27 protein-coding genes are annotated in these 26,942 nt (G+C 45.6%); 14 read left to right on the top strand and 13 right to left on the bottom strand.

All coding sequences use genetic code 11. From position 1 onward, the window contains the following. Positions 1–49: 49 nt before the first annotated feature. Positions 50–2,287, bottom strand: coding sequence for a proteobacterial dedicated sortase system histidine kinase (gene pdsS, locus GMES_RS12030; protein ID WP_006992974.1), 2,238 nt, complete (start codon positions 2,285–2,287; stop codon positions 50–52). Beyond that, entirely contained in the window at positions 2,287–2,994 is a 708-nt protein-coding gene (gene pdsR, locus GMES_RS12025; RefSeq protein ID WP_006992973.1) for a proteobacterial dedicated sortase system response regulator, read from the bottom strand. Before pdsR ends, pdsS begins: the two co-directional genes overlap by 1 nt. Positions 2,995–3,241: 247 nt before the next feature. On the opposite strand from pdsR, the gene pdsO reads away from it, so the two are divergent. From pdsO to GMES_RS11995, 6 genes are all read left to right on the top strand, one after another. Continuing rightward, a complete protein-coding gene (gene pdsO / locus GMES_RS12020) occupies positions 3,242–4,051 on the top strand; it encodes a sortase-associated OmpA-like protein PdsO (protein WP_006992972.1) in 810 nt (269 codons plus the stop codon). Between the two features lie 20 nt (positions 4,052–4,071). Further along, on the top strand, positions 4,072–6,465 hold the full coding sequence (locus GMES_RS12015) for a marine proteobacterial sortase target protein (protein ID WP_006992971.1): 2,394 nt from the start codon (positions 4,072–4,074) through the stop codon (positions 6,463–6,465). Further along, positions 6,462–7,178, top strand: coding sequence for a class GN sortase (locus tag GMES_RS12010; RefSeq protein ID WP_006992970.1), 717 nt, complete (start codon positions 6,462–6,464; stop codon positions 7,176–7,178). The genes GMES_RS12015 and GMES_RS12010 overlap by 4 nt, the downstream gene beginning before the upstream one ends. A 219-nt stretch (positions 7,179–7,397) precedes the next feature. Further along, positions 7,398–7,871 (top strand): hypothetical protein, encoded by a 474-nt coding sequence (locus tag GMES_RS12005; RefSeq protein WP_006992968.1) that lies wholly within the window; start codon positions 7,398–7,400, stop codon positions 7,869–7,871. A 112-nt stretch (positions 7,872–7,983) separates the two neighbouring features. Further along, positions 7,984–8,934, top strand: coding sequence for an alpha/beta hydrolase (locus tag GMES_RS22985; RefSeq protein WP_407636008.1), 951 nt, complete (start codon positions 7,984–7,986; stop codon positions 8,932–8,934). Positions 8,935–9,247: 313 nt separating this feature from the next. After that, on the top strand, positions 9,248–9,682 hold the full coding sequence (locus GMES_RS11995) for an alpha/beta hydrolase (RefSeq protein WP_226990294.1): 435 nt from the start codon (positions 9,248–9,250) through the stop codon (positions 9,680–9,682). Positions 9,683–9,712: 30 nt separating this feature from the next. On the opposite strand, the gene GMES_RS11990 is transcribed toward GMES_RS11995, so the two are convergent. Further along, positions 9,713–10,303 carry a carboxymuconolactone decarboxylase family protein gene (locus GMES_RS11990; protein ID WP_006992967.1) on the bottom strand — a complete coding sequence of 197 codons (591 nt, stop codon included), beginning with the start codon at positions 10,301–10,303 and terminating at the stop codon, positions 9,713–9,715. 276 nt (positions 10,304–10,579) lie between these two features. On the opposite strand from GMES_RS11990, the gene GMES_RS11985 reads away from it, so the two are divergent. The 3 genes from GMES_RS11985 to trmB are packed head-to-tail and all read left to right on the top strand — an operon-like array spanning position 10,580 to position 12,994. After that, complete coding sequence (locus GMES_RS11985) at positions 10,580–11,539, top strand: ABC transporter ATP-binding protein (RefSeq protein WP_006992966.1); 960 nt, start codon at positions 10,580–10,582, stop codon at positions 11,537–11,539. After that, complete coding sequence (locus tag GMES_RS11980) at positions 11,532–12,302, top strand: ABC transporter permease (protein WP_006992965.1); 771 nt, start codon at positions 11,532–11,534, stop codon at positions 12,300–12,302. Before GMES_RS11985 ends, GMES_RS11980 begins: the two co-directional genes overlap by 8 nt. A 14-nt stretch (positions 12,303–12,316) precedes the next feature. Continuing rightward, positions 12,317–12,994, top strand: coding sequence for a tRNA (guanine(46)-N(7))-methyltransferase TrmB (gene trmB / locus GMES_RS11975; RefSeq protein ID WP_006992964.1), 678 nt, complete (start codon positions 12,317–12,319; stop codon positions 12,992–12,994). Between the two features lie 46 nt (positions 12,995–13,040). Here trmB and GMES_RS11970 read toward each other — a convergent pair whose 3' ends face one another. Next, complete coding sequence (locus GMES_RS11970) at positions 13,041–13,754, bottom strand: EAL domain-containing protein (RefSeq protein ID WP_226990292.1); 714 nt, start codon at positions 13,752–13,754, stop codon at positions 13,041–13,043. A 232-nt stretch (positions 13,755–13,986) separates the two neighbouring features. On the opposite strand from GMES_RS11970, the gene panP reads away from it, so the two are divergent. Beyond that, a complete protein-coding gene (gene panP, locus GMES_RS11965) occupies positions 13,987–15,597 on the top strand; it encodes a pyridoxal-dependent aspartate 1-decarboxylase PanP (RefSeq protein WP_006992962.1) in 1,611 nt (536 codons plus the stop codon). A gap of 112 nt (positions 15,598–15,709) precedes the next feature. Here panP and panC read toward each other — a convergent pair whose 3' ends face one another. The 7 genes from panC to sfsA all read right to left on the bottom strand — a co-directional run bounded on the left by panC (position 15,710) and on the right by sfsA (position 21,695). Next, positions 15,710–16,561 (bottom strand): pantoate--beta-alanine ligase, encoded by an 852-nt coding sequence (panC, locus tag GMES_RS11960; RefSeq protein WP_006992961.1) that lies wholly within the window; start codon positions 16,559–16,561, stop codon positions 15,710–15,712. A 7-nt stretch (positions 16,562–16,568) separates the two neighbouring features. Continuing rightward, on the bottom strand, positions 16,569–17,366 hold the full coding sequence (gene panB / locus GMES_RS11955) for a 3-methyl-2-oxobutanoate hydroxymethyltransferase (RefSeq protein ID WP_006992960.1): 798 nt from the start codon (positions 17,364–17,366) through the stop codon (positions 16,569–16,571). Positions 17,367–17,452: 86 nt separating this feature from the next. Then, complete coding sequence (gene folK / locus GMES_RS11950; protein ID WP_006992959.1) at positions 17,453–17,941, bottom strand: 2-amino-4-hydroxy-6-hydroxymethyldihydropteridine diphosphokinase; 489 nt, start codon at positions 17,939–17,941, stop codon at positions 17,453–17,455. Beyond that, the gene (gene pcnB / locus GMES_RS11945) at positions 17,938–19,242 is read right to left on the bottom strand and encodes a polynucleotide adenylyltransferase PcnB (protein WP_039987328.1); all 1,305 of its coding nucleotides are present in this window, start codon (positions 19,240–19,242) and stop codon (positions 17,938–17,940) included. Before pcnB ends, folK begins: the two co-directional genes overlap by 4 nt. Positions 19,243–19,392: 150 nt before the next feature. Then, on the bottom strand, positions 19,393–20,310 hold the full coding sequence (gluQRS, locus tag GMES_RS11940; RefSeq protein ID WP_006992957.1) for a tRNA glutamyl-Q(34) synthetase GluQRS: 918 nt from the start codon (positions 20,308–20,310) through the stop codon (positions 19,393–19,395). Between the two features lie 64 nt (positions 20,311–20,374). Continuing rightward, the gene (gene dksA, locus GMES_RS11935) at positions 20,375–20,824 is read right to left on the bottom strand and encodes an RNA polymerase-binding protein DksA (protein WP_006992956.1); all 450 of its coding nucleotides are present in this window, start codon (positions 20,822–20,824) and stop codon (positions 20,375–20,377) included. A 166-nt stretch (positions 20,825–20,990) separates the two neighbouring features. Beyond that, complete coding sequence (gene sfsA, locus GMES_RS11930; protein ID WP_006992955.1) at positions 20,991–21,695, bottom strand: DNA/RNA nuclease SfsA; 705 nt, start codon at positions 21,693–21,695, stop codon at positions 20,991–20,993. A 67-nt stretch (positions 21,696–21,762) separates the two neighbouring features. Between sfsA and pepB the strand changes: the two genes are divergently transcribed. Beyond that, entirely contained in the window at positions 21,763–23,046 is a 1,284-nt protein-coding gene (pepB, locus tag GMES_RS11925) for an aminopeptidase PepB (RefSeq protein ID WP_006992954.1), read from the top strand. 98 nt (positions 23,047–23,144) lie between these two features. Here the strand turns inward: pepB and GMES_RS11920 are convergent, their stop codons facing one another. Beyond that, a complete protein-coding gene (locus tag GMES_RS11920; protein ID WP_006992953.1) occupies positions 23,145–23,327 on the bottom strand; it encodes a hypothetical protein in 183 nt (60 codons plus the stop codon). A gap of 229 nt (positions 23,328–23,556) precedes the next feature. Between GMES_RS11920 and GMES_RS11915 the strand changes: the two genes are divergently transcribed. Further along, entirely contained in the window at positions 23,557–24,147 is a 591-nt protein-coding gene (locus GMES_RS11915; RefSeq protein WP_006992952.1) for a YhgN family NAAT transporter, read from the top strand. A 22-nt stretch (positions 24,148–24,169) separates the two neighbouring features. Continuing rightward, on the top strand, positions 24,170–24,760 hold the full coding sequence (locus GMES_RS11910; RefSeq protein ID WP_006992951.1) for a YjaG family protein: 591 nt from the start codon (positions 24,170–24,172) through the stop codon (positions 24,758–24,760). Positions 24,761–24,806: 46 nt separating this feature from the next. On the opposite strand, the gene rsmD is transcribed toward GMES_RS11910, so the two are convergent. Then, entirely contained in the window at positions 24,807–25,391 is a 585-nt protein-coding gene (rsmD, locus tag GMES_RS11905; RefSeq protein ID WP_006992950.1) for a 16S rRNA (guanine(966)-N(2))-methyltransferase RsmD, read from the bottom strand. An 84-nt stretch (positions 25,392–25,475) separates the two neighbouring features. Between rsmD and ftsY the strand changes: the two genes are divergently transcribed. After that, on the top strand, positions 25,476–26,939 hold the full coding sequence (ftsY, locus tag GMES_RS11900; protein ID WP_006992949.1) for a signal recognition particle-docking protein FtsY: 1,464 nt from the start codon (positions 25,476–25,478) through the stop codon (positions 26,937–26,939). Positions 26,940–26,942: the final 3 nt, after the last annotated feature.

Below are 26,942 nucleotides of genomic sequence, written 5' to 3'. Positions count from 1 at the left end.
CAGCTATGGGCAATAGGGTGTCTTGTCAAATAACAGACAACTTGTTCCGTTAAAAAAGCAAAGACACCCGCACACCCAGATGCTCGCCCGTTTCTAAAGTGCGGTTTTCTATCTGAATATCACCACCGTGAAATTGTGCGATGGCTTTGGCAATAAATAGTCCCAGCCCAAGGTGCGGCTGAGATGTAGCATGCTCAGGGCGTACCGATACCATGGAATCAAATAGCTTACCCTCCATATCATTCGGTAGCGGTGGGCCATCGTTTTCAATGGTAAGTAAATGCTTACTTGCATGTTGTCTAAGCTTAATAGCTATAAGGGAATGCTCAGGACTAAACTCAAGGGCGTTGGCAATGATCTTATCCAGCATTTGCCCAAATAAATCACTTGAGCCGAGTAGCAGTACATCCCCCGCCTCATTTGTATAGACAAACTTATGACTAGCGTAGGTCATTCGATAACCTTCAACATAACCGCTGAGCAAGGCGTTCACAGTAAACTCTTCCCGCTCGTTACTTTGTACTGCCTGCTCCAATCTGGTTGCTTCACTCATGTTATTCAAAATAGTGCTGAGGCGTTTGATACCAAGTTGCGCCCGTTCGATGTACTGGGCGTCTTCATCTGTCTGCTGACTCAATTGCAGGTTTTCCAAGGACGATTTCACTATTGCCACAGGGGTGCGCAACTCATGAGATAAACGTGCTGACATATTTTGCAAATAAGCGTTGTACTGCCCAAGTTTGCCCAGCACGATATTAAACGTATTTGCTAAATCACCGATTTCATCTCCCGCGGTGGCACTGGGAATTGTGCCAATGATTTTACCGTGCTGATCAATCGCTGCTTCCGTTTGGTTTCTAAGCTTGCGAATGCGAAACGAGATCCTAGAGGCGAATAAAAACAGTGCTAAGGTCCCTAACCCCATCACGGCTAATATGACATGAAATAATTTTTCGAGGGCCAGATTTCTGAGCGTGCGAATACCGTTGGTGGTTTGTTCAACGACCACAGCCCCCATCACCCTTTCATCTATAAAAATGGGGTGCGCTGCTGACAGAATAACCGCTTTGTTATCTGGGCTTAATCGCCATAAAGAGGCTGATGTCCCCGTTAGCGCTTGATCAATATCTTGCCCTTGCAGCGCATACGCATCTTGCAAGTCATCAATAAAATCCGCTGGGGGCTTGGTCAAAATTTGATAATACAGGGGTAATAACCATTCCTGCTCTATGCTTTGCCACCAGCTAGCCTGCTGGTCGCCGTTTGATGAATAAGCGCTGCTGCTTAAACCAACCGATTTATGAATACCGCCAGAACGAGCGAGCACCCGTTTGTGTTTATCAATGACCCATACCCTTGCGTTTGAATATTTTAGCCCTTTAATAATGTTCTCTATCTCTGGCGATGGCACCAATACCGTGCCAAGGGCATCGCTCTTGTTCGGGTTGGCGGTGCCTATGCGATAGCGTATTTGCCGAGTTTGAGGGTCGTCTACATCCGTAATGGCAAAGGCGATTTTGCTGCTCATCATCGCCAAAGGAAATCGCAACTCTATGTTGTAGCCGTTAGCTGTGTTTAACCATCGGCCTTGAATTTGCGTTTCAAGTGAAACAGGGCGCATTGAGTCCACAGATTCAGATAGCAAATACGCGTTAACCCAGCCAGCCTCTTGCGGTGCCACAACATAGCGTTTAAAGCTACCGTCAGGGCCGGTCATGGCTATTTGCAGATAGTCATTCCGGTCCACCCGCAGACTGTTTTTAGCCCGTAGCAATACATTCTCATCAGTGACTTCAAACATGGCATACAGGTACTCACCAAATTGCCCCACCATATGCCGAAAATGCAAGCTGCTACGCTGGTAATCGTCGCTGTCATTCAGGTAATCGAGTAGATGCGCTGGCCCATACTCAAGGCTTAAATGCTGATAATCCAGCCAGTCATCCAGCTTGCCATCCAAGCGGATCGGGTCATGAATTTTATGGGCGTATAAGTCGGTCCCAGGTTTTACATCGGTAAGGTAAGCACTTTGGGTATCAAATAATGTGGGCCGCTCATGCAAAGCCGTCGCAACTGCACGCGCAGTGCCAACCATGGTTTGCTCCTGCCCAATACGCAGATAACTCTCTAGCTCCCACACGTATTGATACCCAAGCCAAGGAATGGCAAACAAAAATATCGATAAAGCGAGTAATTTTAAGCGAATGCCGAAACGGAATCGAAACCGCCCCTTGTTGCGAACATGACTTACTTTGTGACTTTTAGCTAGACTGGTAGAACGACTCATTAAGGGTAATGGCTCATGCCGTTTTTCCAGCGATAGCCCATGCCATAAACCGTTTCGATACGATCAAACTGGCTGTCGACTTGCAGGAATTTCTTGCGAATACGTTTGATATGCGACGTGATGGTGCTGTCGTCTACTACCATTTTTGACTCATCCATCAATTGCTGGCGGCTTTTAACATGCCCTGCATACTTGGCAATGGCGTGTAGCATCCAAAATTCAGTCACAGTTAGCTCAATGCCTTGTGCTTGCCAACTGACGGTCATGCGCTTGCTGTCGATACTCAATGCACCAGTTTGTATTAGGTCTTCTGACAATTGGGGTTGATTCAACAGCGCCACTCGACGAAACAATGCTGCGATGCGCGCCAACAAATGAGGCAAACTAATGTCTTTTGTTAAGTAGTCGTCTGCCCCCATGCGCAAACCGCAAATGGTGTCGTAGTCGTTATCTCTGGCAGTGAAGAAAATAATCGGCAAGGTTTTAGATAAACTGCGTAGTTGCTGGCAAACCATAAAACCGCCATCGATCTCGTCTTGTAAACCAATATCAATAATGGCCAGGTCAGGCAGGCGCTGAGCAAAACCTTGCTCAGCCTGCCGTCGATTAGCATAACAGATAACCTCGTATCCTTGTTTTTTGAGGGCTGCGGTATAGTTTTCTCGAATAGCGAGATCATCTTCCACTAGCGCAATACGTTGAGACATAACCACACTCATATTATTCAGTGACGCACTTTACTCGGTCACGCCACTTTACTCGGTCGTGCCACTTTATTCGGTGACGTCACTATATCCTAAAAATCGCGCATTTTGCTGACATCAGGAAATTTCCATTTTTTCGCCACAATTGCTCCTAAGATTGCCATTTTTCACTCATTAAATAGCCGCAAATTCGCTGTGTAATAGCGCAACCAAAAACGCCAACTCTCTCTAAAAAAATAAAGGAACTATCATGAAATATAGCGCTATTGCACTCACCTTATCACTGCTCATCAACCACGCTTTTGCCCCACTTATTTATGCGCAAACACCGGCGCACGCACAAACAACACAGGAGAAGACAGCACCGTCAAACACTCGAAATGATCTCGCTGGTTTTGGCTCAGGCGCATTATTAGGTACTGCAGTAGGCGGGCCAGTAGGCGGCGTAATAGGCGGTATAATGGGCCTGTTTATTTCAAATGATGTGAAAAACGACAACGCTTTAGACCAAGTTCAGTCTGAACTTAAGCAAAAAGAGCAGCAATTGGCCGCCCTACAACATGCTCAGCAGCGCATGCATCAGCAAGAAAGATCCGACAATCACACCATTCTCACCGCGAGCTTAGAAAGTCATAACGATGTAGCGCAGCAAAGCACAGAGCAAACAATTGAGCCTGACTCTATAACGCCAATTGAAACAAATATTCAATTTCGCACCGGCTCTCATGCTGTTGAAACCCATTACCACAGGCAGTTAGATTTAATTGCGGCGCTTGTACGTCAAACCCCTGATCTGCAAATAACCTTAGCGGGCTACGCCGATGAACGCAGCGATTCTCATTATAACCAAGCGCTTTCTCAGCAAAGGGCTATCAGCGTTAAACGCTACTTAACAAAGCAGCACGTGCCTGGCGCACAATTGCACACTGAATCTTTCGGTGAATCCACCTTCAGCAATATGGGAAGCCACCCAGAGAGTTGGTTTTTCGCCCGTAAGGTCACGCTGTCGATCCAGGCTGCATCTCATACATCGTTAATGGCCGCTTCGGCAAGTAAATAGCGCTAAACCGGAGAACAGGAATGTCCCTATTACTTAAATTCAGCGGGCTGTTATTGATTGTTAGCACCATAGGGGTGTTGCACAGCGCAGCTTCTCAATACCTTATTCAGCCTGACGTTGAGGAAAACAAAATGTATAACAAACAACGTAACGACGGTCTTGTTGACAGTATTAGTCGCCCAGAAACTGGGGACGACAGTGCTTCCAGCGTGTATGTGGACTCTATTAATCAAGTCGCCCAAGGCAGTCTGTTTTACTTACGTGACTCTTCAGAAGCACGCTCGCGCACGAACGGAAATGAAGGCAAAACAGGCAATCCCCCTAATGAAAACAACAATGATGAGCCCAGTCAACTTCATCAAAAACGCCGTTATCAGCTTAGTCCGCTGTTAAGTACCGATGTAAAAATCGACATAACAGGCATGATAGCCAGAACCAAGGTTACTCAGCGTTTTCATAACCCTAGTCAAGATTGGGTAAATGGGATTTACGCCTTCCCTCTACCTGAAAATGCCGCCGTTGATCATCTCGATATGCGCATAGGTGAGCGGAGGATCAAAGGCAAAATTATGCCCAAAGCACAAGCTAAGGCGCATTTCGAGCAAGCTAAAACTCAAGGTAGAAAAGCCAGTTTAATTGAGCAACACCGCCCTAACCTTTTCACCAATACTATTGCCAACATTGGCCCAAATGAATCCATCAGCATCACGATTGAATATCAACAGGTGGTTGGGTTTGACGAACAAACATTTAGGTTGCGCTTTCCCATGACAATAACGCCGCGATATTCACCCAATGACGCGACTGACAAGAGTACAGTCGCCACGGTCAATACTCAGGGTTGGGGGCAAAGCGTGACAGCAATGAGCCAGCAAATAAAAACAGCTGATGAGCCCGCCAACCCAGTCCGTATCAGTGTTGAGTTAGACAGTGGCTTTGCACTGACCGCTGACGACATTATTAGCGAACATCATCCTATCAACATCAGCCAACAAGGAGAGAAAAACGGTGGCTATCATATTGAATTGGCTCAAGAGCATATCGCCAACCACGACTTCGCTCTAACGTGGCAACCCGCCCCAGGCGATGCTCCCAGTGCAGCACACTTTAGCGAAACCCAAGGCAAATATCGTTATGGGCTAGTGATGCTTACTCCACCTGTGCAAGATGCATCTCATTCCACTGACGGTGCCGTCGCCAAACAGATGACCCCAAGAGAAGTGGTGTTCTTACTCGATACCTCAGGCTCTATGGCTGGGGAATCGATTGTACAAGCAAAGCGCGCTGTAGACTTTGCCTTAACGCAGCTGCGCCCAGAGGATAACGTCAACATTATTCAATTTAACGACTCACCCCAAGCATTATGGAAACGTGCCATGCCCGCCACAGCAAAAAATATTCAGCGCGCACGAAATTGGGTCGCCAGCTTACACGCAGATGGCGGCACTGAAATGGCACCCGCCCTGACATTGGCGTTAAACAAACCCTCACTCCATAGGGACGATAGCGATTCACTTGGCTCGCATAAGCTACGCCAAGTGGTCTTTATCACCGATGGCAGTGTCAGCAATGAGGGTGCCTTAATGAGCCTGATTGAAAACAAGTTGGCTGACAGTCGCTTGTTTACTATTGGCATTGGTTCGGCGCCCAACAGTTACTTTATGACCCAGGCCGCACAAGCAGGCCGGGGCACCTTTACCTACATTGGCGACATTCAACAGGTACAACACAAAATGACGGCACTGTTTAACAAACTGACTCGCCCTGTGATGCAAGATATACATATTGAATTCGCCCGAGAGACTGAGTTTTACCCCAGTGTTACTCCTGACTTATATGCCGCCCAGCCATTGGTTATCCACTACCGAGTGCCAGTGACACACCTTGAAAATGGCATGCAAGTGCAACACCCCGACAATGCACTCAAGGTAACGGGTTGGCAGTCAGCACGAGCGGCATCAAGCAAACCTTGGTCAATTCGCATGCCCCTTAGCCCCACGGCCAAACGCGCTGGCTTAGGCGTTGCTTGGGCGAGAGAAAAAATCGCGCAACTCAGTCATACCTTGCGCCGTGAACGCAACAGCGATATACGCCCAATGATGCGTAAGAAATGGCAAGATAGCATCACAAATATTGCCCTTGAGCATCATATCGTAAGTCAGTTCACTAGCCTTATTGCCGTGGATGAAAAGCCGCCTACCCCCCAAGACGTTAAACCAGAGCACGAGAACAGCAAAGACACACCCATTAACCACAACGCACCTGCTGGGCTTGCTATGGCTGGGTTGCAAATAACGGGGTTACAAATGGTTGGCCAATTGCCTCAAACAGCCACCAATACCCCGCTGCATATCACCTTAGGGCTGTTACTTTTGGGAATTGCACTGTGCGCGCGCCAAAAACGATTGTCATGATTTCAGGAGCTGAACGAAGCACGCACGTGTGCGATAACGAGGCAAAGTGGACTGTGTGGTTTAGCCGAGTGAGTCTAAAAAATGCTCTGTTAAGTGCTATCTGGCTCACATGCCTAGTTGGCGGCGGGCTATTGGTTTCAAACGGTGTGTACATGTGGGCTAAGGCACAATTAGCACAGGCGCTTATCGCCAGCGCTTGGCAACGCAACGTGCATGCAACTGAAGCTAATATTCTTTCCAATCACACTAATCAAACACTTGCAGATCAAGCCATAAGAACCAAACCTTGGCCCTGGGCTGATACCTATCCTGTGGCCAAACTCACGTTTCCAAGTCAGTTAATAGGCTCATTATCAGAAGATACATTATACGTTTTAGGGGGAGCATCAGGGAGCACGATGGCATTCGGGCCCGGACATATGAGTACCACCCCTCTGCCATTTGAGAGCGGCAATAGTGTCATCACAGGCCATAGAGATACACACTTCGCCGCGCTGCAATACCTCAACAAGGGAGATTCCATAGGCGTGCAAACCCTCAAAGCGCAAGGGCAGTATCGCGTCACATCGACCTTCATTGTGCATCAGAGCCAAACTCACATCATCGAGTCACAAGGCGCAGATCAACTCACATTAATCACCTGCTACCCGTTTAACTCAATGATACCCAACCCGACCATGCGCTATGTGGTCAGTGCTGAGAGGGTACGATAACCCTTTGTTGCCGCACTGTTGTTTTTAACGGCAATAAGCTTCCTAAAAACACCTCATGAATGCAACTAAGTGAGGCTTTGCTGCTCGGGAAAGAGATTATTTTTTGGCTTATTTATTGCTGTTCAAATTGATTACGCAGTCCAATTTTCACCTCGGCTTAGCTAGTTACCGAGACGTTCAAGCCTTATCACTCGCACATTATTATCAACAGGGAATGACATGCAAATAAATAGCCCCGATCAAGTCAGTCGTATTTACCAAATGAGCGATAGCGCTACTTCAGTCGCCAAAAATTTGAATGTGGCCAATACAAAACAGACAACAGATAAGGTAACGCTCAGTGAAGCGGGGCTAAATGCCGAAAGTAAATTGCAGGATATCGCCGCCAAGTATAATCCAAACAATATGTCGTACAATCAATTGGTTAGCATGGGTGCAGAGTTGCTCGAAAATGGATTAATAACGTCCCAAGAGAGCCTAGCCTTAATGGCTCCCCCTAGTCGAAATTTTGATCCCGATGAAAAATACGACACCGTCGCTTTAGCCAAGCAGTCAGCGGCGTTTGATCAGTCCCTAGGCAATACCCATAGCAAAGATGCAGCGTTAAGAGCAGGCGTGCTTGAAATGTTGCAAACGATACAGAGCTTAGCGGGCAATAGCGGCAAGGAAAGCAGCCAAGCTAAAGAAGTGTGACGCCTTAAAATGGCATATTCCTAGCGTCTCATATGGAACATGCATGGTATTTACGCTAACTTTCGCATTTAGATTTCACCTAATATCACGCTCAATTCAGGCAAGGAAAAGCATGAAGCTCGCTATCTTATTTATTTTTATTCTTTATTGCGTCAATGCTGTCGCGAGTGGTGTTTACAACGAAGTACCCGCATCTGTCGACCCAAACGCACGTTATGTTTTTTACTCTCACGGTTTGATTGTCGAAGGCCTTGATACAACGCCAGAACATCCATCTTGGGGCACTTATGATTTCCCAGCAATACTTGAGACATTTTCAAAGCTAGATGCCTTCATTATTGCTGAGCACAGGGCGAAAAATACCGACCCTTTTGAGCATGCCAAGAAACTTCAACATCAAGTTCAGTATTTAATTAAAAATGGCGTATCCCCAAGTAATATAACGCTAGTGGGGTTTTCTCGCGGCGGTTTTATCACCGCTATCACCTCAAGCTACCTAGCTAATAGTGATATTAATTATGTGATTTTAGCTGCTTGCACTAGCAGCCTTTCCACCCATAATGATGTGATTTTGCAGGGTAATATCTTTTCAATTTATGAGACCTCAGATACCGTTGGCTCCTGCAATAAAGTCATACAGCGCAGTGGTGGTAAGGTGGCGTCATTTGAAGAAATTTCGATTTCTACAGGGCTAGCACATGGCGCTTTCTACCGACCACATAACGCGTGGGTTGAACCACTTAAAAAATGGTTAGACAAAGAACCCGAAAAAATCGCTTATACCATCCCCAGAAGTGAGGTAGTTGAACTGGAAGAGCCTATTTCAAAAAGAGTTTATCCGCTTTTTATCAAACTTCCTCGCTCTTATCGGACCAATAAAAGCAAGCATTACCCAGTGATATATCTCACTGACGCACCATACAGTTTCCCACTGGTTTCTGGCGCTACTCGATTCCCTATGAATAGTGGCACAATGGAGGAAGCGATAATTGCAGGCATTTCATACTCCAAAGGTTCGAAAGGCGCATCAAGCAGAGTAATACCAATCCGCATTAATAAGTGACCGCCTCAGAATGCGTCCAGCGGTTTTTGATTAAGGCGTCGCTATGTAGTAATGGTTGTTCCCTTTCAAATAGTGAGAACGCAGATCAAAAGCCGCTGGGGCATTCCTTGCAGGCGAGTTTTAAAAGGGCTTACACTGCGTTGCATGACTTCGAAAGAGAACAACTATTCATTCAGTCATGCGCCTTGTTTAAGCCCTTTTAAACTCTCGCTGAGTCATCACTTATTAACGTGGAATGGTATAAGACTTTACCCCTGCAAAAGCTAGCGATTGGAAACTAGAAACAGGCGGTGCAAAAGCACACTTAACCTTTATTCAAGACATAGTGTTCCCATATATCGAGTCAAATTATCGCGCTCATACTAAATACAGAACATATGTAGGCAACTCACTTGGCGGGCTGTTTGGCGCCTATGTGCTATCTACGGCCCCAGAGACATTCTCAGCATATGTGCTAGGCAGCCCTTCCGTATGGTTCAATAATCACTACTTACTGTCGCTGTCTATGCAAAGCCCTGAACATAAAACGAAGGTGTATCTTGGTGTCGGCAGCCTAGAATCACCAGAATTTGGTGAGCGTGAAGACATGGTGAAGGGCGCACAATTGCTCGCGGACAAAATAACTGCCGGCGCATCAGAGAATGTAAAACTCAATTTTAAGATTATTGAAGGGGCCACTCACTCTACCGCATTCCCAACCACGTCAATTCAAGGGCTCGATTGGATATACGGCAAGCATGAGTTTTAGCCCTCAATTAAGCGCGATCATTTAGCACTTCTACACGTGTTTGCCGCCTGTCCAGCCGCCTTGGGCGAGCACGTCTTCACCTAGTGCTTTGGGCGTGGCTTCTAAATCTGTGGCCATGGAGTCATTCCAGCGGTTTAAAAAACCATATAAACAAATAGCGCCTAGAATTTCGACGATTTCGTCTTCTTCCCAATAGGCTCGCATACGCGCCATCAATGGCTCATCTACCGCATTCGGCACTGAACCTGCAGCAAGTGCATAATCAAGAGCGACACGCTCAGCATCGGAATAAAGCGGGCTGGTTTGGTATTCCCACACGGCAGCGACCTTTTCATCAGAAATACCGTGAATTTTAGCAGCTATTAAGGAGTGCGCTTCACAGTATTGGCAGCCTGCGGCTCGGCTGGAAAAGTGCGCCAGTAGACGTTTGAAACCTAAATCAACCGTGCCGTTTTTTGCCATCACCGCTTTAGTTAACACCCCAAAACCGCGTACGATCTCTGGCCGGCGCTGCATTGTTAGCAAACTATTGGGTACAAAACCTAAAATTTGTTCAAAGATTGCGAAGTCGTCTGCCAATTCAGGTGTGGTTTCTTTGGGTAAAGGCTGCATATGGGCCATGGATTTTCCTATCTTGTTATTGTTGGTATAGTAATTTCGATGTGCACATTGCTGCTTATATACACCGAACGTGCTTTAGGGACTAACAAACTAAAAACCTTACATTTTATTCAGTGCCCGTCATGTTTTATTCATTCATCGCCATGGTATAATGCATACTTTTCGGTGTGAGTACATCCAGCCAACAACTTTGTGCTTTTTCATTTTGTCTCTCTAAATTGGCAGTCATCGTTAAAACAGATTATCCAACATCCTGAAAATCACGCGGAATAAAGCATGAATGCATTGAATATCAAAGGGTTGACCAAAGTATATAAAGGTGGAACCCGAGCCCTTAATGGGATTAACTTAGAAGTGAAACAGGGGGATTTCTTCGCCCTACTCGGCCCGAACGGTGCTGGAAAATCAACCACAATTGGCATTATCAGTTCTCTGGTGAATAAAACCAGTGGCAGTGCGGACATTTTTGAATACTCGCTAGATGCACAGCCCGTTGAAGCCAAATCTTGCATTGGCTTGGTGCCACAAGAATTCAACTTTAACCAGTTTGAAACTTTGACCCAAATCGTGGTTAATCAGGCAGGTTATTACGGTGTACCGCGCAATGTCGCCAAAGAGCGTGCCGAAAAATACCTTAAGCAATTGGACTTATGGGAAAAGCGTAACCAGCCAGCGCGCAATTTATCCGGTGGTATGAAGCGCCGCCTGATGATTGCACGCGCACTAATGCATGAACCCAGAATGTTGATTTTGGATGAGCCGACCGCTGGGGTAGACATTGAAATACGCCGCTCAATGTGGACTTTCCTCAAAGAGATTAACGAGCAAGGCATCACCATTATATTGACCACGCACTACCTTGAAGAAGCCGAAATGTTGTGCCGCAACATTGCGATTATCGATAAGGGCGTGATTGTACAAAACACCAGTATGAAATCATTGCTTGCCACCTTAAATATTGAAACATTCATCTTTGATTTAGCGGGTGAACATCAGAATATAGCTCTATCAGGCTTTGAATATCGTTTATTGGATGTCCACACGTTAGAAGTGGATGTAGCTAAAGAAGAGAGTTTAAACAACGTGTTTGAGCAGCTATCCAGCCAGCAAATACAAGTGTTAAGTATGCGCAATAAATCGAACCGCTTAGAGGAGTTGTTTGTACGATTGGTTGAATCAGGCCGTGCGGAGCTAGCGAATAGCGAACAAAAAAAGAAGGAGTTAGCTAATGGGTAATCGCACCATGATTGCGCTGCAAACGCTGTGGATAAAAGAGTGCACTCGCTTCTTGCGTATTTGGATACAAACGCTTGTGCCACCAGCGATTACGATGTCTTTATATTTCGTGATATTCGGTAACTTAATTGGCAGTCGCATCGGCCAAATGGGCGGCTTTAGCTACATGGAGTTTATCGTACCTGGGCTGATTATGATGGCGGTGATCACCAATTCATATTCAAATGTATCGTCCTCTTTTTACAGTGCTAAGTTTCAGCACAACATTGAAGAATTGTTAGTGGCGCCCATCCCAAACTGGGTGATCATAGCCGGCTTTGTAGGCGGCGGGGTCGCTCGGGCGATACTCATCGGTATTATCGTGACGTGCGTATCCATGTTGTTTGTCGATATAAGCCTGCACAGTATTCCCATTATTATCATTACCTTGCTATTAACGTCGATTTTATTCGCTACCGCTGGCTTAATTAATGCCATATTTGCTAAGTCGTTCGATGATATCAGCGTGGTGCCTACCTTTGTGTTAACGCCATTGACCTACTTAGGCGGGGTGTTTTATTCGTTAACATTGTTGCCTGAATTCTGGCAATGGGTCAGTAAAATCAACCCTATCGTATATATGGTGAATGGCTTCCGCTATGGATTTTTAGGGGTGTCTGACGTGGATTACATGTACTCATTGGGGTTGTTAGTGGTATTTAATGTGGTGTTGCTAGGTTTTGCGTATTCACTGATTAATCGCGGCGTTGGTATTAGAAGCTAGGTGAAATAACAAACGTGAGTCATAACTATTCGTCGCCCGAGGGCAATTCTCGGCATATCGATAGCAATCAAACTGGGGTGCATGAGAAGCTCCCAGATTTGGTTGCTCGTCACTTGCAACACCCCAGCCAGCGTCCATTGACGGAACATACCTTACAGGCGTTTTCCCAAGCGCAAGATTGGCTAGGTGATTGGCAAGGCCCGCTAATATTGGATGCATGTTGCGGCGTGGGTGAAAGCACCGCACACATTGCCAATCAGCACCCAGAGGCCAGAGTCATAGGGGTCGACAAGTCAGCCCTGCGCGTGGGCAAACATGAGCATTACAGTCTCAAACAAGATAATGCTTTGATACTCAGAGCGGATCTAAATGACTTCTGGCGTTTGGCGGTGCAAGCCGAATGGCGTTTGAGTAAGCACTTTTTGCTCTACCCTAACCCGTATCCTAAAGCTGCACATGTGCAAAGACGTTGGCACGGCAGCCCTGCATTTGCAGAAATCGTTAAATTAGGCGGGCAACTTGAAGTGCGCAGCAACTGGCAGATTTACATTCAGGAATTTGCTTTAGCGCTTGAACTAGCAGGGTTTAACGCAGACATGAAGCAATATCATCATGCGCAGGCTATCACCCCCTTCGAGCGCAAATATTGGGCTAGCGGCCAACACAGTTGGCAAGTGATTAGCCAGTTATAATCGCGGTTTTATCCACAGTTGTCATTCCAATTATATCTACACACTTTTAGTGCGCTTGCGCCTTAGGCTGGCTGAAATAAAAGCCTTGGGCGTAACGCACATTAAGATGTTTAAGCAGGTTTAATTGTTCTTCACTTTCGAGGTGTTGAGCAACTAAATCGATATTTTTATGTCGCCCCTGTTCGCACAGTGTCTTGATGATGGACTGTGCTTTTTCATTCTTAGCCAAGTCTGCTAACACTGGGCCTGACACTTTCACAGCGCTAATCGGCAACTCGAGTAAATGCTCTACCTGCTCTACGTCTGGCTCTAGGTTATCAACAAACAAACTCAAGCCCAGCTTTTTACATAACAAGGAAAATGTTTCAAATGTATATGTGTCTGCCAACACATTTTGTGCGGTTACTTCTAACGCCACCCGCTGAGGATTGGGGTAGCTCTGAGCCTGAGTGCTTAAAAACCGGTGAATGCCTTCATCTTGCATATCGGCTAGACTAATGTTGATATTCCAAGGTATGTCACGCTCACGAAAATATTGCGCACTGCGATTAAAAATCGTTTCGGTCAATTGGGAGCGACTCTCTTGTCGGTCAACTAAGTACAGGAACTCAGTGGGAATAAACGGATGCTCACCTAAGGTAATTAAACGAGCTAAGCATTCGTAACGCCAAACCTGATTAGTGGTCAAATCCATAATCGGTTGGAAGAAGGGCACGACGTTGTCGAGGTTAAAGCTTTCTGTAACTTGAGAGACTTTCATAATGGATAGCATTTTTTCTTTATACTATAGCAAGTTAGCGCCCCAAGGCTAGGGTGGATTGTGCAACTTTTATACACATTTTTGAATATTTCTGTTCGCCACACACTCTGTTACGTAAAAAGAGTCCTCAAAAAGCGACTTTCCCCCCTTATAAACGCGGTGTTTATGTTGGTCTAGGTGAAAAATTCATGTAAAGTTCGCGACCTGAAAGTTTTCATATGAGGTGTCAAGAGTGGCCGTAGCTGAAGTCAGTTTAGAGCATTTGTTTAGAGTATTTACCATGCCTGAAGGTAAAGATTCTAAATTGGCTCAAATTGAGCAGCATCTGTCAGATAACTTGGCTGATTTTTTGTCTCAACACGTGGTAACCAAAGTCACGTCACTTGAGCAAATTGAACAAAGTTTCGCTGAATTTAATGTGCCTGAGCACCCAGAGTTTGTCTCTGAGCACGCTGCTAATTTACTGGAAAAGTTAGTCGCAAATTCTGTTAATACCTATTCGCCAACGTTTATCGGGCACATGACCTCTGCCTTACCTTATTTTCATTTATCGTTAGCTAAATTATTAGTTGGCTTAAATCAAAATTTGGTCAAAATCGAAACGTCTAAAGCCTTTACGCCTTTGGAGCGTCAAGTATTGGGCATGATGCATGAACTGGTGTATGCCCAAAAAAGTGACTTTTATAACACCTATCTGCACAGCGCTAATCACGCGTTGGGAGCTTTTTGCTCTGGTGGCACAATAGCCAACGTAACGGCCTTGTGGGTGGCGCGTAATAAAGCTTTAGCCGCCGATGGTGTATTTAAAGGGGTAGCTCGTGAAGGATTAGCGGCAGGTTTGGCTCATTATGGCTATAAGAAAATGGCAATTTTGTCATCTCGCCGTGGTCATTACTCTCTGTCAAAATCCGTAGATATACTTGGACTAGGCCGTGAACAGCTCATCACGCTAGACTGCCCTACTCAGCGCTTGTCCCCTGAAAAGGCGCTTGCTTTCGGTAAACAATACGCAGAACAAGGCAATAAAATTCTTAGCATTGTTGGCGTAGCCGGCACCACTGAGACGGGCCACGTTGACCCATTGAATGAACTTGCTGACGTGGCCCAAGAGCTAGGTTGTCACTTTCATGTAGACGCTGCTTGGGGTGGTGCTACGTTATTCTCAAGCACCCATAGAAATATCCTCAAGGGAATTGAACGAGCAGATTCAGTTACTATAGATGCGCATAAGCAAATGTATGTTCCTATGGGCGCTGGAATGGTGCTGTTTAAAGATCCTAACGACAGCAATGCGGTTCGTCACCACGCAAATTATATATTACGAGCTGGCTCAAAAGACTTAGGGGCTACGACGTTGGAGGGCTCTCGCAACGGTATGGCCATGATGGTATATGCGTCTTTGCATATATTTGGTCGCCAAGGTTACGAATTGTTGATTGACCAAAGCATCGAGAAAGCGAAAATTTTCGCTCGAATGATCCAATCTCACCCAGATTTTGAGTTGATTACACACCCTACTTTGTCGTTACTTACTTATCGAGTTAACCCCCAAGAGGTGCAGCAACAGGTCAAAGCCGATCCTTCGTTAAGCGTAAAATTTAATGAGAAGCTGGATAAGCTCACCGTCTACGTACAAAAGCAGCAACGTGAGGCAGGTAAGTCATTTGTGTCGCGTACACGTATGCAGACTCAAGCCTATGGCGAACAAACTATGACAGTGTTTCGTGTGGTTTTAGCAAATCCGTTAACCACTGAAAATGATTTACAAAACATATTGGATGAACAAATCGCTATCGCCAGCAAAAGCCAAAACTGGGCTGAGTTAACCAAAGACGTTGTCTAGCTGGTTTTTGTGAACAATGTTGTGTCCTAACATGTCCCATCCTGTTATAAATAAAAAGGCCGTTAGTGAAAACTAACGGCCTTTTTGCTGAGTAAGATTACATTAATGGCTGCTAGGCTAACGAAACCTGCAAATTATCTATTAGGCGAGTACGGCCTAAAAAGGCGGCAGCCAAGATAACAACTTTAGTTTCTTCATGCCCAGGCTGTAAAAGCGTATCGGCTGAACGAATTTCGATATAATCAATACTAAAACCCGCTTCGGCAAGCTGCTCACAGCACTCACTGGTAATACGTGAAAAATCACGGCGACCCGATTCAATTTTTTGCTGCATCTCTTGTAAGCGCGTATATAAAGTGGGGGCAAGCGCACGCTGCTCAGCATTTAAATACTGGTTACGCGAGCTCATGGCCAAACCATCATCTTCACGGGTTGTCTTTACACCATGCACGGTTAAGTTCATCGACAGGTCGGTGACCATGGCTTTAATGACTTGTAGTTGCTGAAAGTCTTTTTCACCAAAGAACGCCATATTCGGCTGAACCATGTTGAAGAGCTTACACACTATCGTTGCCACACCGCGAAAATGCCCTGGACGACTCGCACCGCAAATCATGTAGGAAATGCCCGGCACTTCTACGAACGTTTGCTGCTCTAAGCCGCGAGAGTAAATATCCTTCACTTGAGGAGTAAAGAGTACATCGACCCCCATTTCGCTAAGCACATTACGATCGTTCTCTAATGTGCGTGGGTACGCTTCTAAATCTTCATCTGGCCCGAATTGCAACGGGTTAACAAAGATTGATACCACCACAATATCAGCCTTTAATTTAGCTTCTTTAACCAAATTAAGGTGACCTTGATGTAAGTTACCCATGGTGGGAACAAAAGCTATCACTTTGGAATCTGCCTGCCAGCTACGGCGCACATCGCGCAAGCTAGCAATATTACTGATTACTCGCATACTTAACTCACTTACTGAAACTATGGGCTTCAGACGGGAAAGAACCGTCTTTCACTTCTTCTATATACTGACTCACTGCTGTGCGCATATCGCCAGTCTCTTGAAGGTAATTTTTTGAAAATTTCGGCATGTAATTGGCGCTGATACCAAACATGTCATGCATCACTAAAATTTGTCCGTCGGTTTCTGCACCCGCGCCTATTCCTATAACCGGAATATCAACGGCTTGAGATATCGCACCAGCCAGCTCTGTAGGTACGCATTCAAGTACTAACAACTGTATACCCGCTGCTGCCATTTCTTTGGCTTGCTCGAGCATTTGCTCTGCTTGCAGGTCGTCTCGGCCTTGTACCTTAAAGCCACCGAAGACATGCACAGACTGAGGTGTTAAGCCTAGATGACCGCAAACAGGGACACCACGCTCGTTTAAACCTTTAATGCTCTCAAGTAACCAACGACCGCCTTCAAGTTTGACCATACTTGCACCGGCCGCCATAAGCTTTGCCGCGTTCAAATAGGTTTGTTCTGGGGTGGAATAAGACATAAACGGCATGTCTGCGATAACAAATGCGCGCTCAACGCCTTTACGCACAGCACGAGTGTGGTAGGCCACATCGTCAATGCTGACACCTAATGTATCGTCACAGCCTTGCAAAACCATGCCCAACGAGTCACCAATCAGCAGTACGTCTATCCCTTGCTCATCAAACAATTTTGAGAAGCTCGCATCATATGCGGTAAGCGCACTAATTTTTTCGCTTTGTTGCTTCATTTTCAACAACGTGGAAGTTGTGACTTTTTTCATTTTGAATCACTCCAGTACGATGATCACTAAATAGAGCTTGAGTAAATCAGGCACTATACGGATTTTTTAACGGATTTCTATCACGCTCATTTATAGGGTAGTTTTTCCAACCCATTGAGGGGGCAATTAATGAGCAATTCGGTCAATTTGGGGCCGTTTGGAAGTTGTAATTCTGGGGCAATTTCATGCAAAGGGTACAAGACGAACTCTCGCTCTTTCATGCCGTAATGTGGAACAGTAAGTTCAACTGAATCAATAACTTGAGTGCCAAAAATGAGAATATCCAAATCCAAAGTCCGCGGCCCCCAACGCTCTGCTTTACGCACACGACCATGCTCAAGCTCAATTTTTTGTAAGCAATGAAGAAATTCGACAGCTTGCATTTCAGTTTGTACTTCAACCACGGCATTAACATAGCTAGGTTGGTCTTGTGGTCCCATAGGGCGACTGATATACAAGCTTGAAGTCGCCGATATATGTGAAGCAGGCAATGATTCGATTGCCCGTAACGCTTGGCTAACTTGTTGTTCAGGCTGGGCTAAATTACTCCCTAGTCCAACATAAACTTGGCTCATTGGGTAGCTTTCTTCTTGCCTCTGTAGCGGCTTCTGCGCTTGGGTGCACCGCCGCCTTCTTTCTCGCGTAGTATTTTTAACATCCCTTGGCGCTGCTCAGGGTTAACGTTTTGAAAGTCGGTCCACCACTGGGCTAACGTAAGTAGCTCACCGCCTTCAATCTGCCCGCGAATAAGCAAGAAATCATAAGCAGCCCTAAATTTAGGGTGTTCTAGCATTTGAAACGCTCTGCGCCCGTAACGCTTAGGAAGACGTTGTTGCAACTGCCAAATCTCGCGCACTGTGATGGTAAAACGTTTGGGGATCATAATGCGTTGAATTTGACGGTGCAGCACATCACTCAAGGCCAAATTAAACGCGTCAAAGTGGTTCAAGCCACCTTCCACCATATGTTGCTGACAACGCTCTTCTAATGGGTACCATAACAAGGCTGCAAAAATAAACGCTGGGGTCACTTTCATATCTGAGTTAATACGGTTGTCCGTATTCATCAGCACTTGCTCAATAAACGCAAGTTCACGACTATTTTGCGATTTTAGCAAAGGGGTGAGCTGAGGGAACAACTGTTCAAATAAACCGAATTCGTTGAGTAATTTGTAGGTTTCTAGTCCTTGGCCTGATAACAGTAGCTTTAGTACTTCTTCAAACAGACGCGCTGGGGGAATATTCGCCATTAATGGGGCGAGTTCGTACATGGGCTTAGCAGTTTCAGGGCTTATTTTCATACCCAGTTTCACAGCAAAACGCACCGCACGTAACATACGTACTGGATCTTCACGGTAACGAGTAGCAGGGTCGCCAATCATAGTGATTTGACGCTGTTTAACTGCTTCCATGCCGTTGGCAAAATCATGAATACTGTAATCGGCAATGTTGTAATACATAGCGTTGACGGTGAAGTCACGACGCTCTGCGTCTTCTTCTATGCTGCCAAACACGTTGTCACGAAGCAGCTGTCCATGATCGCTTTGCTTGCTTAAATTCTGCTCTTTGGCGTTTTCGTCTTCAACAGGGTGATGACCACGAAAAGTGGCAACTTCGATAACTTCTCGACCAAACACCACGTGCGCCAAACGAAATCGGCGGCCGATTAGGCGGCAGTTTCTGAACAATTCTTTGACCTGTTCAGGCGTTGCGTCTGTCGTGACGTCAAAATCTTTGGGTTTTTTACCCAGTAGAATATCGCGCACACAGCCACCAACTAAAAACGCTTGATAACCGTTATTGTGCAGACGGTACAACACCTTTAGCGCGTTATCGCTAATGTCACTGCGGGATACCGGATGTTCAGCACGGGGAATAATGTTGGCAACAAGAGTGGTTTTAGCTGTGCTTGGCGTACTTTTAAACGCCTCTTTAACCTTGTTGATTACGCGAGAAATAATAAGTTCAGCTCCAATATAAGGGATTACCCAAAACAGGTTTTTTAACGCGTGGGATCATAACCTGTCTTACGCGTCAATTCTATTGTCAAACGCACTCGCATTGTTTGCGATAAACGCTATGTGCCAGTTGCTCAGTGCGAACTCTAAAATATCGTTCACGGCGGCGTTATTCAGCGCCCTAGGAACCGGCAAACCTAAGGCCCCAAGAGCCCTGCATAAATTACTGTTGGCGACAGCATCATTTAACCTAGGAGCATGGTTTTGCTTACTGAGTTTTTGACCATTATCCCCCATCACAAGTGGTAAATGCAGGTATGCGGGGGCGGGCTGGTTAAACAGTTGATATAAAGCCAGCTGGTATGCAGTAGAAGGCAGAATATCTGCACCGCGCACCACTTCGGTCACGCCAGCGTATATATCATCCACGACCACAGCTAATTGATAGGCATATAATCCATCTTTACGACGCAAGATGAAATCATCACAGGCGCCTTTTGCGAACGAAACCGCCCCTAATGCTAAATCTTGAATATGCTGCGCCCCCAAAGTATTCCTAAGGACAGTGGCGCATTCATCCTTTGCCAAGGCTAACTGCGCGCAGGGGCAAGATTGCCCTTTAGGGTTGGCGAGTCGTTGCTTTCTATTACATTGGCAACAATAACTATGACCATTTGCCTGCAGCCAATTGAGTGCTTGCTCATATCGTTGGTGACTGTCATGTTGGTAAGTCACTTCATCGTCCCATAACAACCCGTGACGAACCAGTGACTCTTTTATGAGATCATCTGCACCAACGAGCGCCCGCGGAGGGTCAATATCCTCTATCCGTAACAACCATTTCCCGTCCATTTGCCGCGCACGTATGTAACTGCCTAAAGCAGCCACGAGGGAACCTAAATGCAATGGTCCAGAGGGGGATGGCGCAAACCGACCTACGTAAGAGGTATCTTGATTAAGGCGCTGTGCAACGAAAGGTAAATTCATTAACCTAATTAACGTGTAAACATAAAAAAAGCTGCATTGAGCAGCTTTTCATTATTTATCAGTATTAACCTTGTAGCTGCTTTTCTTTAATTTCAGCTAGGGTCTTACAATCGATACACATATCAGCGGTAGGACGGGCTTCTAAACGCCTAACGCCAATTTCGATACCACAGGTATCACAGAAGCCAAAATCGTCTTCTTCGATACGCTTAAGGGTTTTCTCGATTTTTTTGATCAACTTACGCTCACGGTCACGGGTTCTAAGTTCAATACTGAACTCTTCTTCCTGTGCTGCCCGATCAACTGGGTCAGGGAAGTTAGCCGCTTCGTCTTGCATATGATGCACTGTACGATCTACTTCTTGGCGTAATTGGTCGCGCCATGCTTTTAGCAACAAACGGAAATGCTCCATTTGTTTATCATTCATGTATTCCTCGCCTGCTTTCTCCTGATAGGGAGTAAGACCAGCTAGGGCTAATAATCCGAGTGTTTTATTCGTATTTCCTGTTGGCATCAGCCAATTCTCCTTAACTACGAGCACAGGACGGTTTTGTGCAAGCGGGTATGTATAACAGAAAGAAATACCGCTGGCAATTCCACGCACTGACCTGCTATTCATGCTAAAAACCAAATTCCGACGGGCAATATGGCGATGTCGGCGAAAAAAGCAACTTATATTTTCATACAATCATGGGTAGTCGTTGATTTAGCGTAATATTTTGTTCGTTAATCGCACACGAGTACGCTAACACTTCTACCCCAACGTCAACAGCATGCTTAAACATTTGCGCATATTTTGGATCAATATTTTCTGCAACCTTAACGCTATGAATGCCACTGTGCTGCACACAAAACAGTAAAACAGCGCGATAACCCTGTTCGACCATAGCGGCAAGCTCACGCAAATGCTTTTGACCACGCACTGTTTTCGCGTCAGGGAAGTAACCCTGCCCCTCTTCCAATAAGGTCACCGATTTGACTTCAACATAGCAATCTTTCTTATCGCTGCTACTTAGAAGAAAATCAATTCTGCTGTTTTCATGCCCAAAACGCACTTCAGGACGAATAGTTTCATATCCCTGCAACTCTTGAATAGCGTGCGTTGCCAATGCCTCTGCAACTATTTTATTTGCGTTGTTGGTATTGATACCAATCCAATGACCTTGATGCGTTACTCCTAACTCCCAAGTATAGCCCAGTTTACGCTTAGGGTTATTACTTGGAGAGAGCCAAACCTGCATCCCGGGCTCGGCACATCCGGTCATTGCTCCGGTGTTAGGACAGTGCGCAACGACCTCTTCACCATTTAACAACGTGACGTCGGTTAAAAATCGTTTGTAACGTTTAACCAATATCCCTTCAATCAAACTGTTATAAAATTGCATTCATCACCATACTGTTTATCGTTACAAAGTTGTTATGATATCGGCTTACTTTTCTTAGGAGTGTTTTATGTCTCGACTTTCTATCCAACTGTCTAACGCGCCAGCACCTGCCCACTGGGGTAAAAACGCTGTACTCTCGTTCGACAATGAAAGCGCTACAATCCATTTATTAACAGATGATCCTCAAAACCGAACCATTCGCCGAGCAGCGCGCATTTTAGACGGTTTAAATTTAGATTTCGTTACTTTATGCGGTAAGTGGCATATCGAACAGCAATGGGCGTTTGCTTACAGTTTCACGAACACCAAAAAGCAACACCATATTCAATGGGCTGACGATGAGAATAGCGACACGCTAACGCAGCGTTACCAAGCCTTGGTTTTTACCCGTAATCAAACCAATGCCACCCCTGAAGACCTTTCCCCTGAAAAGCTAGCAAGCAGCAGTGTTGAATGGCTAACCAGCCTAAGTCCAAGACACGTCACCGCAAAACAATGGATGGGCGAAGAGCTAGTCGAGCAACAATGGCACGGTTTGTACAATGTGGGCCGGGGTAGCCAGCGCCCGCCGGTCATGCTTGAAGTAGATTACAATCCTACTGATGACCCTCTTGCGCCTGTTAGTGCAGCTTTAGTTGGCAAAGGCATCACCTTTGACAGCGGCGGTTATAGCATTAAAAGCAGTGAAGGTATGCTGCACATGAAATGTGATATGGGCGGTGCGGCGATGGTAACAGGCGGCTTAGGCTTAGCGATTTTGCAAGGTCTGAACAAACGAGTGAAACTATATTTGTGCTGTGCTGAAAACCTAATAAGCGGTCATGCATACAAGTTAGGCGACGTCATCACCTATAAAAATGGTACGACAGTAGAAATCGTCAATACCGATGCCGAAGGGCGATTAGTCCTAGCTGACGGTCTGATGGCGGCCAGTGAAACCCAAGCACCTCTGATTATTGATGCAGCAACCTTAACCGGTGCAGCAAGTGCTGCGTTAGGTCGTGATTACAATGCCCTATTTGCCTTGGACAAAAACTTGATGCAACGTGTGCTAGGTTACGCCAATGAGGAAAATGAACCCGCTTGGCCTTTGCCTCTAGAGCTATGGCATCAAGAAAAATGCCCTTCAAATTATGCAGATACCGCCAATAGCCGTGCTCAAAAAGGTGGTGGCGCTGGGGGCGCATCAAACGCGGCAGGATTTTTGTCTCGGTTCGTGGGGAATAAGGGACAAGGTTGGTTACATATGGATTTAGCCGCCGCATTTAATGACAGCGCTGATGCTTACACACCCGCTGGCGCGTCTGGCTTGGGTATTAGAACCATCGCCAAAGCGCTACTGTCTGAATAATCACCTTATTTTTAGACTTTATTAGCAGATGCAAAACAAACTTAGGTACGCTGGTCGTACCTAAGGTTACTGAAATAACACTTTAGATATCAAGACCTTTACAGCCCACCTAAGCGCTCAGCCAGCACTTTGTATTTCTCTACGTCGGCAGAATTGAACAGCGGTTTTCCCTGCTCGTCTTTATCAACGGCAATTAACAAACTTTCACGCTCTAACCGTTCAACACGTATCGCTTCCACGCCCAAAAAATTTGCTACTTCATCCACTGTCATCACACTCATTTTTTGATCCTTCTTTCAATTAAAACGCCAAATGCTGGCATGGGTATTTCTCGTTAGCAAAGTGCTGTTAATCAACCATAGCAAAGAATTTACCCATGAGCTGTTGATCTTTGGCAACTTAAAATAATAAAAATAGATAATTCTTTCAATCAGATGGGCTGAGCAGCATAGTTGTTATACACTTGCGCTATCACCCCTTTGTGAAATTACCTACCAACAGAGTAGCATTATGGATACTTGGTCTGCGGCCATTACATTATTTTTGATTATGGACCCACTAGGTAACCTTCCTGTGTTTATGTCTGTGCTTAAAACCATTGAGCCTAAACGACGACGTATCGTTTTGATCCGCGAACTGATTTTTTCGTTGTTGATCATGTTAGGCTTTTTATTCAGCGGTCAGGCTGTATTAGATTTTCTAAGCGTCAAACAAGAAACGGTGAGCATCGCAGGTGGTATTATTTTATTTTTGATTGCCTTGAAAATGATATTCCCTCAACCAGGAGGGGTAACAGGACTACCTGCAGGTGAAGAGCCTTTTATTGTCCCTTTAGCCATTCCTATGGTCGCTGGGCCCTCCATTCTCGCAGCCTTAATTTTGTTGGCCAACCAAGATCACAGCCGCATGCTTGATTGGTCTTTAGCGCTATTGGCGGCTTGGTCAGTCAGTGCCGTAATATTAATGTTTTCAAGTGTATTCCATCGCGTACTGGGCGAGCGCGGACTTATTGCGATTGAGCGTTTGATGGGCATGATCTTAATTATGATTTCAATTCAAATGCTGCTAGATGGCATCGGAAAATTCTATTCGCTGGTGTAAGCGGCGAATCAATGAGGTAAAAATGAAAGACAATAGACTAACTATTTTTCAGCAAGTTAGAGATTTAGAAACGTGGCAATCTGTTGCTTTTTCAGCAGCATTGCTAGAACGCATGCTACCGAATTACCAGCTTTTTTGTGAAGCCACTGAATTTGCCGATCCAAGCCCATACCGCAACAGTTTGAACGTGATTTGGGAGTGGCTCGCTCACCCAAAAACCAAAATCAATTTTGCCGCGCAACTTGAAAAAGTTGAAGCAAGCGTGCCTGACCCAAATGATTACGACAGTATTGGAGTATATCCGGCCATTGATACCGCTATGTCAATGTCGGCGCTTATTCTGTTATTGATGGAAGAAGACCTGCAAGGCGCCGTTGTGGTCAGCAAACTTGCCCAAGGTACGGTAGAAGCTTTTGTCGAAGCGACTTCTGAAGCAGAAATAAGTGTCGAAGAGATAAAGCAACACCCTCTGATGCAATGGGAAATTGAAATCCAACAAGAATTACTCACGTTTTTGGCCAACAGCCCAAAAAATGGCGATACCTGTAAAGCCCTTAAAGATATCGCTATTGGTGAAGGCATGAGTAATATTGGCATTGATATTACTCCATAACAGGTTCTTTAAGGTTGTAAATGCCTCAACGATATTACCTATAGCACTAGCCTTGATACAACCTCGCGGTAACTTGGCTAGTCTGACTTTCTTTCAATAAGCGCCAACCAGGCGGCACTTTGTACTGAGCATTTTGCGTTTCGCATTCGATATAAACCAAGCCCTCTTGGGCCAACAAACTGTTCTGCTCGATACCATCGATCGCTTTAGGAATTAGATTTTTGTTAAAAGGTGGGTCTAAAAAGATCAAATCAAATTTGTCGTTTAGCTGACTTAGGTAACCTAGGGAATCGCCGCAGAGCACCTGTGCGCTCTCTTTAGATGCTTTGAGAGTTTCGAGATTTTGCTGCAAATTTCTTGCGACCTTCTTGTCTAACTCAATAAACGTCACATGCTTGGCATACCGAGAAAGTGCTTCAAAACCAAGGCCTCCACTGCCTGCAAATGCATCTAAGCAATGACTGTCTTGAGTATACGCCATTAGCCAGTTGAACAATGTTTCTTTGTTTCTGTCTGTTGTGGGGCGCAGCCCTTGAACGTCCATTACAGGCAATTTTCGCCCGCGCCATTGCCCGCTGATAATACGAATTGCACCATTGGCGGCTTGAGTCTTTTTTACGTCTCGCTTCATTTATAGTAGGAATGTTATCATTGCTGCAAAGATACGTAAGTGTACTCAATTAATTCAACGATTTTCCAAGGATTTCTATCTAATATGTCCAAGTTTTTCGGTTGGCTCAAAAAAGACAAGCCTAAGTCAGAGCCACAAAATCCCACAAAGAGCACACCAGAAGAAGCCCAAGAGGCACAACCACAAATCGACGAGAACATCGATGAGCGCCTTCTTAAGCAAGCAGACGAGAAAGCGGGCGAGCAAGCAGAACTGCAAAAAGTTGATGATGCTATTGCCACCGAAGTAGAAAGCCCTTCTCACGGGCAACCTGCAGTGGAAGTAGAGCGTACCTTGGAAGAGCGCGCTATTACTGAGCACGGCCAGAGCCTTACTGAAGTTGAAACACCTACCTCGGTTATTGACGCCAATGAAGACCCTATAACAAGCGATGTGGTGCCTGTACCAGTTGCTTCATCAACTGAACCGACTGAAGCACTTGAGGCCAAGACAGAAATGTCTGAGGCAGAGCTTCAGCCTGTTGTTGAACCTGAGCTAGAACCTGAGCCAAAGGCGAAGCCTGAAGAAGAACGTGAAACGACACCTGAAAAGCCAGTCAAAATGGGGCTGTTCGCCAAGTTAAGACAAAGCCTGTCACGTACGAAAGAAAACCTCGGCAGCGGCTTTATTAGCCTGTTTCGCGGTAAAGCCATCGATGATGATTTATTCGAAGAGTTAGAAACCCAATTATTAGTCGCCGATGTAGGAATAGAGACCACCAGCAAAATTATCTCTAAGCTAACAGACGGTGCGAAACGTAATCAGCTAAAAGACGGTGAGGCGTTGTATCAATTGCTGAAACAGCAAATGAGCAATATATTACAAGAAGTCAGCCAGCCCCTTGAACCGAAAAGCGAAGATGGTCCGTTTGTTATCTTAATGGTGGGTGTAAACGGTGTAGGTAAAACAACCACAATCGGTAAAATGGCTAAACAGTTCCAATCTCAAGGTAAAAAAGTCATGTTGGCTGCCGGTGATACGTTCAGAGCCGCAGCAGTTGAACAGCTACAAGTATGGGGTGAGCGTAATAACATTCCTGTGATAGCGCAGAAAACCGGCTCTGACAGCGCATCTGTTATCTACGATGCATTGGAGTCCGCCAAAGCGCGTAATGTGGATGTGCTAATCGCCGATACCGCGGGTCGACTACAAAATAAAGATCACTTGATGGAAGAGCTTAAAAAAGTGGTGCGGGTGATGCGCAAGATAAACCCAAATGCGCCCCACGAAGTTATGCTGACACTCGATGCGGCCACGGGCCAAAATGCCGTTAGCCAAACCAAGTTATTCAACCAAGCGGTAGGGCTAACTGGGATTACATTAACCAAGCTCGATGGCACCGCGAAAGGTGGGGTAATTTTTGCCTTAGCGGATCAATTCAAAATTCCTATTCGTTATATCGGTGTAGGTGAAGGCATTGACGATTTACGCCCTTTTGCCAGTGATGAGTTTGTTGAAGCACTCTTCGCTGAAAGCAGCGTTGAAAATAGCGCTGAAAGCAAGACTTGAGCA

Source organism: Paraglaciecola mesophila KMM 241, assembly GCF_000315015.1.
GTDB classification, from domain to species: domain Bacteria; phylum Pseudomonadota; class Gammaproteobacteria; order Enterobacterales; family Alteromonadaceae; genus Paraglaciecola; species Paraglaciecola mesophila.
The sequence above is the reverse complement of the archived record's forward strand: the minus strand, read 5'-3'. Positions and strand labels throughout refer to the sequence as shown.